This is a genomic window from Litoribacter ruber, from assembly GCF_018500185.1.
Taxonomy (GTDB): domain Bacteria; phylum Bacteroidota; class Bacteroidia; order Cytophagales; family Cyclobacteriaceae; genus Litoribacter; species Litoribacter ruber.
Genome location: NZ_JAHBGI010000005.1, coordinates 94,620 through 107,369, shown reverse-complemented (window position 1 = coordinate 107,369; position 12,750 = coordinate 94,620). Strand labels below are relative to the sequence as shown.

At 42.8% G+C, this 12,750-nt stretch carries 11 protein-coding genes and 4 tRNA genes; 13 read left to right on the top strand and 2 right to left on the bottom strand.

All coding sequences use genetic code 11. The annotated features are described in order from the left end of the window. Window positions 1-132: 132 nt before the first annotated feature. Both KIH41_RS08975 and KIH41_RS08970 read right to left on the bottom strand, forming a co-directional pair. Window positions 133-627: an acetyl-CoA carboxylase biotin carboxyl carrier protein subunit gene (locus KIH41_RS08975; RefSeq protein WP_214162171.1), complete on the bottom strand. Its 495-nt coding sequence runs from the start codon at window positions 625-627 to the stop codon at window positions 133-135. A gap of 302 nt (window positions 628-929) precedes the next feature. Beyond that, window positions 930-1,124, bottom strand: coding sequence for a hypothetical protein (locus KIH41_RS08970; protein WP_246535334.1), 195 nt, complete (start codon window positions 1,122-1,124; stop codon window positions 930-932). Between the two features lie 156 nt (window positions 1,125-1,280). Here KIH41_RS08970 and KIH41_RS08965 point away from each other — a divergent pair, with 156 nt between their 5' ends. The 13 genes from KIH41_RS08965 to rpoB all read left to right on the top strand — a co-directional run bounded on the left by KIH41_RS08965 (window position 1,281) and on the right by rpoB (window position 12,741). Next, window positions 1,281-3,860: a M1 family metallopeptidase gene (locus KIH41_RS08965; RefSeq protein ID WP_214162170.1), complete on the top strand. Its 2,580-nt coding sequence runs from the start codon at window positions 1,281-1,283 to the stop codon at window positions 3,858-3,860. 185 nt (window positions 3,861-4,045) lie between these two features. Then, a tRNA-Tyr gene (locus tag KIH41_RS08960) sits at window positions 4,046-4,128 on the top strand. Between the two features lie 50 nt (window positions 4,129-4,178). Beyond that, window positions 4,179-4,251: transfer RNA gene (locus KIH41_RS08955), tRNA-Gly, on the top strand. A gap of 36 nt (window positions 4,252-4,287) precedes the next feature. Then, window positions 4,288-4,359 (top strand) — tRNA-Thr (locus KIH41_RS08950). A gap of 60 nt (window positions 4,360-4,419) precedes the next feature. Further along, window positions 4,420-5,607, top strand: coding sequence for an elongation factor Tu (tuf, locus tag KIH41_RS08945; protein ID WP_213944876.1), 1,188 nt, complete (start codon window positions 4,420-4,422; stop codon window positions 5,605-5,607). Window positions 5,608-5,726: 119 nt separating this feature from the next. After that, window positions 5,727-5,800, top strand: a tRNA-Trp gene (locus KIH41_RS08940). Window positions 5,801-5,815: 15 nt separating this feature from the next. After that, window positions 5,816-6,004, top strand: a complete 189-nt coding sequence (gene secE, locus KIH41_RS08935) for a preprotein translocase subunit SecE (RefSeq protein WP_143959993.1) — start codon at window positions 5,816-5,818, stop codon at window positions 6,002-6,004. A 19-nt stretch (window positions 6,005-6,023) separates the two neighbouring features. Then, on the top strand, window positions 6,024-6,581 hold the full coding sequence (nusG, locus tag KIH41_RS08930; RefSeq protein ID WP_213944877.1) for a transcription termination/antitermination protein NusG: 558 nt from the start codon (window positions 6,024-6,026) through the stop codon (window positions 6,579-6,581). Between the two features lie 3 nt (window positions 6,582-6,584). Further along, window positions 6,585-7,028, top strand: coding sequence for a 50S ribosomal protein L11 (rplK, locus tag KIH41_RS08925; protein WP_213944878.1), 444 nt, complete (start codon window positions 6,585-6,587; stop codon window positions 7,026-7,028). Between the two features lie 10 nt (window positions 7,029-7,038). Further along, on the top strand, window positions 7,039-7,737 hold the full coding sequence (gene rplA, locus KIH41_RS08920) for a 50S ribosomal protein L1 (RefSeq protein ID WP_213944879.1): 699 nt from the start codon (window positions 7,039-7,041) through the stop codon (window positions 7,735-7,737). A 2-nt stretch (window positions 7,738-7,739) separates the two neighbouring features. After that, window positions 7,740-8,279: a 50S ribosomal protein L10 gene (gene rplJ, locus KIH41_RS08915; protein WP_213944880.1), complete on the top strand. Its 540-nt coding sequence runs from the start codon at window positions 7,740-7,742 to the stop codon at window positions 8,277-8,279. 51 nt (window positions 8,280-8,330) lie between these two features. Further along, window positions 8,331-8,708, top strand: coding sequence for a 50S ribosomal protein L7/L12 (rplL, locus tag KIH41_RS08910; RefSeq protein ID WP_213944881.1), 378 nt, complete (start codon window positions 8,331-8,333; stop codon window positions 8,706-8,708). A gap of 157 nt (window positions 8,709-8,865) precedes the next feature. After that, window positions 8,866-12,741 carry a DNA-directed RNA polymerase subunit beta gene (gene rpoB, locus KIH41_RS08905; protein WP_214162169.1) on the top strand — a complete coding sequence of 1,292 codons (3,876 nt, stop codon included), beginning with the start codon at window positions 8,866-8,868 and terminating at the stop codon, window positions 12,739-12,741. Window positions 12,742-12,750 lie beyond the last annotated feature (9 nt).

Here is a 12,750-nt window from a genome sequence, read left to right as displayed (position 1 = left end):
AAGAAAGGTATTTGTTGTTGAAATGATTTTTATCGAATATTTAAACTCGACAAATATAATTTGTTAAGGTAATAAAACTATGGGAAATTGGGTTTTTTTGGACCGATGTAGGATGTCCGATGACCGGAGATTCTAGAATTGAATCAAAACCTGGTTTTTTTCCACGCTGGCCCCTTTGCTTACCTTGATTTCCTTTACCACTCCGTCGCCTGGGGATTTGATGATGTTTTCCATTTTCATGGCTTCCAGCACAAGTACGTGATCGCCCTTCTTTACCTCATCTCCTATTTTCACCTTGATATCAAAAATAAGCCCCGGCATGGGTGCCTTGATATCTTTAGCTTTTGATCCGGCTGTGTTGTTCATTCCCAATTTTTCCAAAAGCAAGTCATAACGGTCCTTTATGGAAAGGGTGACGGTTTTGTTGTTGAGTTTGACCTTGAGGGTTTTTTCCTCGGCATTGTGCTCGATAAGCTCCAAGTTGTAGGACTTGTTTTTGGCTAAAATATGGTAGCGTCGGTCCTCGAGTTTGGTAATGTCCCACTCGACCAGACTTTCATTGACCTGAAAGCCCTCGTTTTCCTTGCTTACCTCGAATTTGTCTTTATTTATAGTTACTGAATACATATTAGGGAATTTTGGTGGCTAAAGATAGTAAATGTGTGGGAAAGGACAAGGTGTGGGCATTGTACTAACTATATTGTACTAGGTACTAAGTACGATGTACTAAGCGTTCACGAAGGCGAAGGGATAGTGAGTACCAAGAGTACTACCACGTACCACCTAATCGCAGCGGAGGCTCACCGCTATCCTGTGTCTTTGACTTAGTGCCTAGTACCTAGAATCTTGGTACAACAAATAGTACAATAAAAAAACGACAACTACATGCTGTCGTCTTTTGAACAAAAAATCATATTTGGAGGTAATGCTTATGTCAGCTTTTTGGATCCGGCGCCCATCATGATGCCCCCGATTACTAATAGTACAACGCTCACAATCACGGGGGTCCAGTTGGCCGTGCTCACGGCGATATCCATGCCCAGGAAAGAGAAGCTTTCCGAATCCTGAATGGCCTGGATGCCAAAGATCAAGGTGCCAACAACACCCAGAATTAGTAAAATCATTCCAGCTATTTTCATAAAGTGTAGTGTGTTTGGTTAAAATAATAGTATAACAAAAAGAGTGCGCAAAATTTTTATGGGCTTCACTTTCAGCCAAAAACCCAATCCCCGAAAATTATCTTAACTTAGGACGTTGTTATTTCAAACCCGTTTGATTTTATGAATTTAAAAAATACCAGTGTTTTGTTATTGGCCCTTTTGCTGGGGTGTAAGACGCAAACCGAAGTAACCCAGGCACCGGCAGAAATGGAAGAGGTGCCAGCAGAGGTGGAGGAAAGGTTTGAGACTACCCAGCAGCAGAAAGGGGTCTTAAGGCAGAAAGAATATGAACTAAGGGAGTATAGGGCTACTAGGGAAAGGCATTTTGACCTTCTTCATACTTCATTGGACCTGTCTTTTGACTTTGAGAAAAAGCATGTTCTTGGGAAAGCCAAGCTAAAACTCAAGCCATATTTTTATGATCAAAGGGAGCTGGAACTTGATGCCAAAGACTTTGAAGTTTACGATGTTTCTGTCATCAGGGAGGATGAAAATTATCCCCTGAATTTCAAGTATGACCAGAAGAAACTTTTAATCTACCTGCCGGGAAAAATCTCCTCAAGCGACACCCTGGACCTGTCCATTAGTTACACTGCCAAGCCGTATGAAGGCGGTAGCGGCGGCAGCGCAGCCATCACGGATGATAAGGGGATGTATTTTATAAATCCAACCGGTGAGGAGGAGGGGAAGCCCACGCAGATCTGGACCCAAGGGGAAACGGAGCATAATTCCAAGTGGTTTCCCACCATCGATGCCCCAAATGAGCGGGCCACCCATGATTTCAAATTGACCGTGCCCGAAAGATACCAGACATTCAGTAACGGAAAGTTACTGGGCAGGCAGGATAATGAAGATGGTACGCGCACAGACCACTGGGAGATGGATATGCCTCATGCACCATACTTAGCCGCAGTAGTTGTTGGGGATTTTGAAGTAGTGGAGGACCAATGGGAGGATGTACCCCTGCGCTATATTGTAGAGAAAGGATACAAAGAGGGTGCGGCCAAGGTTTTTGAAAATACTCCCGAGATGATCGGTTTTTTCTCGGAGCTGTTGGGCGTGAGGTATCCTTGGCAGAAGTATGATCAGGTGGTGGTAAGGGATTTTGTGTCTGGAGCTATGGAAAACACAACCCTTTCCATTTTCATGGAAGCACTTAATCTCGATGAGCGGGAAGCCTTGGATAGCGAATGGGAGGGCATCATTGCCCACGAACTTTTTCACCAGTGGTTTGGGGATTATGTAACTACGGAATCTTGGTCCAATTTGCCGTTGAATGAGGCTTTTGCCAATTATTCCGAATACCTGTGGGAAGAATTCAAGCATGGTAAGGATGCGGCAGACCTTTCACATGTTGGGGAAATGGAGCAGTATTTTTCCGAGGCTGAAGGGAAGCAGGTAGATCTGATTAGATTTTACTATGATAATGATGAGGAGATGTTTGATAGCCACTCCTACGCAAAGGGGGGTAGAATCTTGCATATGTTACGAAAGTACTTGGGAGATGAGGCCTTTTTTGCTTCCCTAAACCATTATTTGGAGAAGCATGCCCTGAGCAGTGTTGAAGTTCACGATTTGAGACTGGCTTTTGAGAAGGTGAGTGGTAAAGACCTCAATTGGTTTTTCAACCAGTGGTTTTTGGACTCTGGGCATCCTGAATTGGATGTCAGGATAGATGAGAGTGTGCCAGGGAATATTCTGCTGACCGTAAGGCAACAGCAGCCTTTGGGGCAAACCCCGTTGTATAAGTTGCCCTTTAAGGTTCAATATTACATTGATGGGGTGCGGTATGAGCGGGAGTTTGTGTTGGAAGAAGGAGAGCAGTTTTTTGCCCTAGAGAACGGAGAATTAACGGATGTCGTGCTGTTTGATGAGGGCATGGAGTTGCTGGCCAAAAAGCAGACTTTTAGGGGATATGATAGGCTGGTAGCCCAATTTGAAAATGCAGAGGCAGGGATTGCCAGGTATGAGGCGCTGGACAGTTTGACCACCCACTACACCCGTCAGGAACTCGGTGGGATATTCCGTTCTGGAATGGAGGATGAGTTTGGTTCATTGAGAGAGCTGGCCTTGGACAGGTTGAGTTCGAGTGAGGTAAACTTCCAATTTGTGGAGGACTTGGTGTACCAGATGGCCCAAGAGGATGAGAAGAACAGTGTGCGGGCTGCAGCTATCGAGGTGCTGGCGCAAAACAACCCGGAGAAGTATCAAGCCTTCTTCAGAGCCCAATTGGATGAACCTTCCCTTTATGTGGCTGGGGCAGCTTTGGCCGCATACCTGGGGCATGAAGGTAATGACGACAGACAGGAAGTAGCAGAAGGATATATGGATCACCGTAACATCCGGGTGGTAGTGGCTTTGGCCAATTACTTTTCTGCAAGGGAAGAAAAGCAGTATGCGGGCTGGTTTCACGATAATCTCAACAAGCTTAGTGGAGAGTCGCTGTATTACTTTTTGGGGTATTATGGTGATTTCTTTGCTAGGCTTGAGGAGCAAGAGAGGAACGTGGCCATTGAAAAGCTTTATGAAGTGGCAGCAGAGAACCCTGCGAACTATATCCGCTTGGGAGCTTTTCAGAGCCTGTTTGGATTCTATGACGAAGATGGGGTAAAAGAAAAACTCAAACGCCTCAACGAAGAGGAGACCGATAGTATGGTGAAGCAGTATCAGGGTTTTTACCTGCAGAATTATGGAGATTAAAGGTGAGGGCAAATATTCTAGAAAAATTAATTGGTTGATGACGAAACGCTTAAGCGGGAAGGTTAAAAAAATATGAGATTTTTTCAGCCAATATTTTGATAGTTTCACAAAAGCCTATAATTTTGCCATCCGTTAAGACATACAAAAACAAACGAACGTTTTGAAAATGGCTTAGCGGATCAGTTGGGGGAATACCAAAGCGGCCAACTGGGACGGACTGTAAATCCGTTGACTTATGTCTTCACAGGTTCGAATCCTGTTTCCCCCACAATTTATTCGCAAAACTTTTGTAGTTTTGCAAGCATATTAGATTAACAAGCGGGAGTAGCTCAGTTGGTAGAGCGGCAGCCTTCCAAGCTGCAGGTCGCGGGTTCGAGCCTCGTCTCCCGCTCTATGCTTGTTTATAGGCATACTATTAATGTTATCAGCCGACGTAGCTCAGGGGTAGAGTGCTTCCTTGGTAAGGAAGAGGTCACGGGTTCAAATCCCGTCGTTGGCTCAGAGACATTCAGAAAAAATAACTAATTCATATCTTTAACTAAACAGAGGATTTTCACGCATGGCAAAAGCAACCTTTGACCGTTCCAAACCGCACGTTAATATCGGTACTATTGGTCACGTAGATCATGGTAAGACTACCTTGACAGCTGCCATTACGACCGTATTGGCTAACAAGGGTCTTTCTGAATTAAGAGATTTCTCTTCTATCGACAACGCTCCAGAAGAAAAAGAAAGAGGTATCACTATCAATACTTCACACGTAGAATACCAGACAGAGAAGCGTCACTATGCGCACGTTGACTGTCCAGGTCACGCGGATTACGTGAAGAACATGGTAACTGGTGCTGCTCAGATGGACGGTGCAATTCTTGTAGTTGCTGCCACTGACGGACCAATGCCTCAAACTAGAGAGCACATCCTTCTTGCTCGTCAGGTAGGTGTACCAGCTCTAGTAGTTTTCTTGAACAAAGTTGACTTGGTAGATGATCCTGAATTGTTAGAACTAGTTGAAATGGAAGTAAGAGAGCTTCTTTCTTTCTATGATTTCGACGGTGACAACATCCCTGTGATTTCCGGTTCTGCTCTTGGTGGTCTTAATGGCGACGAGAAGTGGGTAGACCAAATCATGGAATTGATGAACGCTGTAGATGAGCACATTCCTCTTCCTGAGCGTCTTATCGACAAAGACTTCTTGATGCCTGTAGAGGACGTATTCTCGATCACTGGTCGTGGTACTGTAGCTACTGGTAGAATCGAAAGAGGTGTAATCAACTCTGGTGATCCAGTAGATATCATCGGTATGGGTGCTGAAGGTCTTAAGTCTACCGTAACTGGTGTTGAGATGTTCCGTAAGATCCTAGACAGAGGTGAAGCTGGTGACAACGTAGGTCTACTTCTTAGAGGTATTGAGAAATCTCAAATCAAGAGAGGTATGATCATTTGTAAGCCTGGTTCTGTGAAGCCACACGCTCACTTCAAAGCTGAGGTTTACGTACTTTCAAAAGAAGAAGGTGGACGTCACACTCCATTCTTCAACAAATACCGTCCACAGTTCTACTTGAGAACAACTGACGTAACTGGAGAGATCAAACTTCCTGAGAACGTTGAAATGGTTATGCCAGGTGATAACGTTACTATCGAAGTGAATCTTTTGAGCCCAGTAGCTCTTGAGAAAGGTCTTAGATTCGCTATCCGTGAGGGTGGTAGAACAGTAGGTGCTGGACAGGTTACTGAAATCCTTGACTAATCCTTAGTGATTGAAATAAATTCAAATGCGGTTCTGAAATTTATCGGAATCGCATTTGTTTCTTTAAGGAAAATTGACTAGTTTTGCGTTCCGTTTGGAATGAGCAATTCAACAAATACACGGGCATAGTTCAATGGTAGAATAGCGGTCTCCAAAACCGTTGATGGGAGTTCGAATCTCTCTGCCCGTGCCACTAAATCATAAAATCATGAATGTTAAGAATTTTGTAGTTGAGTCAATAGACGAGATGAAGAACAAGGTTACTTGGCCTACATATTCGTCTTTGCAGAATAGTGCTGTATTGGTTCTTGTGGCGTCTTTGATTTTCGCACTGGTTATCGGTGTGATTGATCTGAGCTTCGAGAATTTGATGACATGGTTTTACGATTTATTTTAATTGAGAATTAAAGTTACGGATGGCTGAACATAAATGGTACGTACTTAGAGTGGTTGCAGGGCAAGAAAAGAAGGCTAAATCATATTTAGACAACGAGATTGCCAGGCAAAAGCTTGAGGAATTTATTCCTGAGGTTTTGATCCCCTCTGAGAAAGTTTACGAAATGCGCAATGGTAAGAAGCGGGTAAGGGAGAGAAACTATTTCCCGGGTTACGTTTTAGTCCATGCTGACATTACCAATGGTGAGGCCAATCACGTGATTACAAGTATTCCGGGAGTTATCGGTTTCTTAGGGTCAAGCACAGGGGGAGCTTCCAAAACCCCTGAACCATTACGCCAGTCAGAAGTCAACAGGATTTTAGGTCGTGTTGAGGACGTGGATGAGTTTGCCGAGAAATTGGATACCCCATATATAGTTGGAGAGACCATAAAAGTAATGGATGGTCCTTTCAGTGGGTTCCAGGGTACAATAGAAGAGGTGTTTGAAGACAAGAAGAAATTGAATGTTATGGTCAAGATCTTCGGTCGGAACACGCCTGTCGAATTAAACTTTATGCAAGTAGAAAAACTAGACTAGGAAATGGCTAAGGAAATTACTGGTTATCTGAAATTACAGGTGAAAGGTGGCCAGGCAAATCCATCTCCTCCAGTTGGTCCGGCCCTTGGTTCAAAGGGTTTGAACATCATGGAGTTCTGTAAGCAGTTCAATGCTAGAACTCAGGAAAAAATGGGTCAAGTTGTTCCTGTTCTTATCACGATTTATTCGGATAAGTCTTTTGACTTCGTAGTAAAAACTCCTCCAGCAGCAAACTTGCTAATTGAGGCGGCGAAGATCAAAGCTGGTTCATCAGAACCAAACAGGAAGAAAGTAGGATCTGTTACCTGGGATCAAGTTAAGGAAATTGCCGAGGTGAAAATGCCTGACTTGAATGCTTTCAAAGTAGAATCTGCCATGAAAATGATCGCAGGTACTGCAAGAAGTATGGGAATCACAGTTTCAGGAAAAGCTCCTTGGGAGGAATAAATATTAAACAATGGCTAAGTTAACAAAAAAGCAAAAAGAAGCTCTTTCTAAATACGACCCAAGCCAACAGTACTCCCTGGCTGACGCTTCTTCAATTGTGAAGGACATCACTACTACCAAGTTTGATGCTTCTGTAGATCTAGACATCCGTTTGGGTGTTGATCCACGTAAAGCAGATCAAATGGTAAGAGGAGTAGTGGCGTTGCCTCACGGTACAGGCAAGGACGTTAAAGTTCTTGTGCTTTGTACTCCTGAAAAGGAAGAAGAAGCAAAGGAAGCTGGAGCGGACTATGTGGGATTGGATGACTATATTGCCAAAATCGAAGGCGGATGGACTGACGTAGATGTCATCATCACTATGCCTAACGTAATGGCGAAAGTAGGTAGGTTAGGTAGAGTATTAGGACCAAGAGGTTTGATGCCTAATCCTAAATCCGGTACTGTAACCCTTGATGTAGGGAAAGCGGTAAAAGAAGTTAAAGCCGGTAAGATCGACTTTAAAGTAGATAAATTTGGTATCATCCACGCGAGTGTGGGCAAGGTATCTTTCGGACCTGAGCAAATTCAGGACAACGTGAAGGAACTTATTGCTACCATTTCTAAGTTAAAGCCAGCATCTTCAAAAGGTACATATTTCAAGAGTATACATTTGTCTAGCACAATGTCTCCTGGTATTGCAATAGATAAAGGGAGTATTCAAGGTATATAATTATGACTAGAGAGGAAAAACAAGTAGTAATCGAAAGTCTTACCGAGAAATTAAAAGAAACTCCGCATTTCTATATCACAGATGCATCCGGTTTCAACGTGGCTCAGGTAAATGCTTTCAGAAGAATGTGTTTTGAAAAAGGAGTCGAGTACAGGGTTTACAAGAACACCCTTATCCAAAAGGCGTTAGAAAACCTTGACACTGATTACGCTGCTTTTTCAGAGCAAACACTTAAAGGTTTTTCAGGGATTATCTTCTCTCCGGAGACTTCTAATCTTCCTGCCAAAATCATTAAGGATTTCAGAAAGAAATTAGGTAAGAAAGAAACAAGACCAGTTTTCAAAGGTGCTTCCATTGACAGCGATCTTTTCATAGGTGAGAAAAACCTTGAAATGTTGTCAACCCTTAAATCTAAGGAGGAGCTACTGGGAGAAATCATTGGATTGCTTCAATCTCCTGCCAAAAACGTTATCTCTGCGCTCAAGAGTGGCCAGGATAAACTTGCAGGACTTGTTAAAACTCTTTCTGAAAGAGAATCTTAAAATATCATCAAATCAATTAGTTTAAAAACAATCAATTAAAATAATAATACAATGGCAGATCTTAAAGCATTCGCTGAGCAGTTAGTTAACTTGACTGTTAAAGAAGTTAGTGAGTTAGCCACTATTTTGAAAGACGAGTATGGTATCGAACCTGCTGCTGCTGCTCCAATGATGGTAGCCGGTGGTGGAGCTGGTGAAGGTGCTGGAGAAGAAGAAAAAACTTCTTTTGACGTTATTTTGAAAGCTGCTGGTGGACAGAAACTTGCTGTAGTTAAGCTTGTAAAAGAATTGACTGGTCTTGGTCTTAAAGAGGCTAAAGAAGTAGTTGATAGCGCTCCTAAGGCGGTTAAAGAAGGTATCGCTAAAGACGAAGCGGAAGCTCTTAAAAAGCAACTTGAAGAAGCTGGAGCTGAAGTTGAGCTTAAATAATCTCCTTAACCTTTCACCCAGAGGGTAAAGGTTAAAAAAATTAGACCTGACTGTATAGTCAGGTCTTTTCCTGTTTGTGCGCAGTTTGAAAATTGCACTATTCTAAGCGATAATTGTCGCATTTGGTTATAAATTATCACTATAAACATATACTGCCTTGGCTATCCAGAATCAACCCGAAAGGAAAAGTTTCTCATCTATTAAGGTAGTCAAAGACTATCCGGATTTCCTAGATATCCAGCTTCAATCTTTCAAAGATTTCTTTCAGCTAGATACCCCAGCTGAAAAAAGAAGACAGGATGGTCTTTTCAAGGTGTTTTCTGAGAATTTCCCTATCAGTGATTCCAGAGAAAACTTCACCCTTGAATTCATTGACTACGCCGTAGATCCTCCAAAATACAACGTTTCCGAAAGTATTGACCGAGGGCTTACCTATTCTGTTCCGTTGAAAGCAAAACTTCGTCTATTGTGCTCTGATGAGGACAACGAGGATTTTGAAACCATCGAACAGGAAGTATTCTTAGGAAACCTTCCTTACATGACCGAAAAAGGCTCCTTTGTAATCAACGGTGCCGAGCGTGTAATTGTATCTCAATTGCACAGGTCTCCAGGCGTATTCTTCGCTCAAAGTAAACATACCAACGGTACAAAACTATATTCTGCAAGAATTATTCCTTTTAAAGGTTCTTGGATCGAATTTGCTACCGACATCAATAACGTGATGTATGCTTATATTGACCGTAAGAAAAAATTCCCTGTTACGACTTTGTTGAGAGCAATCGGATACGGCTCTGATAAGCAAATCTTGGATCTGTTTGGACTTTCTGAAGAAGTTCCTTCCACCAAAGCTGCTTTGAAGAAAGTAAGTGGTAGAAAGCTAGCTGCCCGTGTTTTGAGAACTTGGGTAGAGGATTTCGTGGATGAGGATACTGGTGAGGTAGTTTCTATTGACAGAAACGAAGTATTGTTGGAAAGAGACTCCATCCTTACTGACGAGGATATCGAGTTGATTTTGGAATCCGGCTCCAAAAGCATCATCCTTCACAGAGAAGATGTAAACGTAGCCGATTACTCCATCATCTACAACACCCTACAGAAAGATAATTCCAATTCTGAGAAAGAGGCGGTGGAAGTTATCTATAGACAGTTAAGAAATACTGAAGCACCTGATGAAGCTACTGCCCGTGAGGTTATTCATGGTCTTTTCTTCTCTGACAAGCGATATGACTTGGGAGAAGTAGGACGATATAGAATTAACAAGAAACTTGGTTTGGACATCGCTTCAGACAAGATCGTGTTGACCACCGAAGATATCATCAACATTGTGAAGTATCTAATCGGTCTAATCAACTCTAAAGCGGTAGTCGATGATATTGACCACTTGAGTAATAGAAGGGTTAGAACTGTAGGCGAGCAATTGTATAGCCAGTTCGGTGTAGGTCTTGCCAGAATGGCCAGAACTATCCGTGAAAGAATGAACGTAAGAGATAACGAAGATTTCAAGCCTGTTGATTTGATCAATGCTAGAACTCTTTCTTCTGTTATCAACTCATTCTTTGGTACCAACCAGCTTTCTCAATTTATGGATCAGACCAACCCGCTAGCCGAGTTGACCCATAAAAGAAGGTTGTCAGCTTTGGGTCCAGGTGGTCTTTCAAGAGAAAGAGCAGGTTTCGAGGTTCGTGATGTACATTATACTCACTACGGCCGTCTTTGTACGATTGAAACACCAGAAGGTCCAAACATTGGTTTGATTTCTTCCCTTTGCGTTCACGCTAAAGTGAACTCTATGGGCTTCTTGGAGACTCCATATAGGAAAGTGAAGGAAGGTAAAGTTTCCATGAATGTTGAAGACATTGTGTTCTTGACCGCTGAAGAGGAAGATGATAACAACATCGCCCAGGCAAATGCACCTCTTGATGATGCAGGTAACTTTATCAATGAGAGAGTAAAAGCTAGATTTGAAGGTGACTTCCCAGTGTTGGAACCAAATGAAATCAGCTACATGGACGTTGCTCCTAACCAGATTGTATCGGTTGCGGCTTCATTGATTCCATTCTTGGAACATGATGACGCCAACCGTGCTTTGATGGGATCAAACATGCAGCGTCAAGCAGTGCCGTTGTTGAAAGCAGAGTCTCCGATTGTGGGTACAGGGCTTGAAGCAAAAGCTGCTGTTGACTCGAGATCATTGATCATTGCTGAGGCTGATGGTGTGGTAGACTATGTGGATGCCAAGAGAATTACCATTAAATATGAATTAACTGAAGATGAGCTTATGGTCAACTTCAGTGACGAATATAAAACTTATGACCTGATCAAGTTCAGAAGAACCAACCAGGACACCACCATCAATTTGACTCCATTGGTGCTTAAGGGCCAAAAGGTAGTGAAGGGGCAGGTGTTGGTAGAAGGTTATTCAACCAACCAAGGAGAGCTTGCTTTGGGTAAAAACCTTCAAGTGGCTTACATGCCATGGCAAGGTTACAACTTTGAGGATGCTATCGTAATTTCCGAAAGGGTTGTAAGAGAAGATATCTTTACTTCTATCCACGTTGAAGAGTTCCAGTTGGAAGTTAGAGACACCAAGAGAGGTGAAGAAGAATTGACATCTGAAATTCCAAATGTTTCCGAAGAGGCAGTTAAAAACCTTGACGAAAATGGTATAATCAGAATTGGCGCTGAACTGAAAGAAGGTGATATCATCATCGGTAAGATCACGCCAAAAGGTGAAACTGATCCTACACCTGAAGAGAAACTTCTGAGAGCTATCTTCGGTGACAAGGCTGGGGATGTGAAGGACGCTTCTTTGAAAGCTTCTCCTTCATTGAACGGTGTGGTAATCGATACCAAATTGTTCAGCAGACCTAAGAAGGATAAGGATCTAAGAGCTAAGTCTAAAGCTGAGGTTGAAAAACTTAAGAACCAATATTCCAAAGATCTTCTTGGTGTAAGGGCTAAGATGATCAATAAATTGGTGAAGCTTCTTGATGGTAAGACTTCTCAAGGTGTAAAGCACAAGTTTGGGGATGAGATTATCAGCAAAGGCGTGAAGTTTAACCACAAAAATATTGAGCAAAACTTATTCCCTGCTAAGAACCCTTATAGAGATGAGTCTAACTACAATGTGGCTGAGGAAGCTAACCTGATTTCGGATATCATCCTAGATGACTGGACTGAGGATGCGCATACCAACTCATTGATTCAGCAATTGGTGAAAAACTATACCAATACTAGAAATGAAATCTCCGGGATCTTCAAGCGTGACAAGTTCACTCATGAGGTAGGGGATGAGCTTCCAGCGGGAATCGTTCAGTTGGCTAAAGTATATGTCGCCAAGAAGAGAAAGCTAAAAGTAGGTGATAAGATGGCGGGCCGTCACGGTAACAAAGGTATCGTGGCCAAGATCGTAAGAGATGAGGACATGCCATTCTTGGAAGACGGTACCCCAATGGATATCGTATTGAACCCACTTGGTGTACCATCTCGGATGAACATAGGACAGATCTTTGAAACTGTATTGGCTTGGGCTGGTAAGAAGCTTAATAAAAAGTATGCGACCCCAATCTTCGATGGTGCTACCATGGATGAAGTGGCTACAGAACTTGATGCTGCAGGTTTGCCATCATTTGGTAGAACTTACCTTTATGATGGTCTATCGGGCAAGAAGTTTGACCAGCCAGTGACGGTGGGTGTAGCCTACATGTTGAAACTGGGTCACTTGGTGGATGATAAGATGCACGCCAGATCTATCGGACCATACTCGTTGATTACTCAACAGCCATTGGGTGGTAAAGCCCAGTTTGGTGGACAGAGATTCGGGGAGATGGAAGTGTGGGCATTGGAGGCCTTTGGTGCTTCCCATGTACTTCAAGAAATCCTGACCGTGAAATCCGATGATGTGATCGGTAGGGCCAAGGCTTACGAAGCAATAGTAAAAGGAGAAAACCTTCCGAAACCAAATATTCCGGAATCCTTCAACGTATTGGTTCACGAGCTTAGAGGCCTTGCTCTAGAAATCACCTTGGATTAATTTGAAAAA